This is a genomic window from Arenibacter sp. S6351L (assembly GCF_023016025.1).
Taxonomy (GTDB): Bacteria; Bacteroidota; Bacteroidia; order Flavobacteriales; family Flavobacteriaceae; genus Arenibacter; species Arenibacter algicola_B.
Genome location: NZ_JALKBB010000126.1, coordinates 1 through 336, shown reverse-complemented (window position 1 = coordinate 336; position 336 = coordinate 1). Strand labels below are relative to the sequence as shown.

Here is a 336-nt window from a genome sequence, read left to right as displayed (position 1 = left end):
GTTTTTCCCGGCCCGTTATTTCGATTTCTTTTTCTGCACCACATCCCCGTTTCCAAGTATGTGGCGCGCTGTCTTTACAATATATCAATGAACTTATTTCTCTTTTTTCGTTCGCCCTGTCTCCCAAAGCGGCTGCAAATGTACAGCCTTTTTTTTATCCGCCAAGCTTTTTTGAAAAAAAATTATTTTTCTTTTTTCCCGGCACATCAGAAACAGTAACCCTTATGAACGTGGCGCTCCGAACACCCTTTCCGCCGACTCCGTAATTCCTTCGTTAGCGGGGTGCAAATCTACCACCCTTTTTTAAATCCACAAGGATTTTTTGAAACTTTTTTT

At 41.7% G+C, this 336-nt stretch carries 1 protein-coding gene; it reads left to right on the top strand.

Going from position 1 to position 336, the window contains the following annotated elements; genetic code table 11:
• A partial coding sequence (locus MWU82_RS24195; protein WP_247098334.1) for a hypothetical protein occupies positions 1-266 on the top strand: 266 nt, incomplete at its 5' end.
• Positions 267-336: the final 70 nt, after the last annotated feature.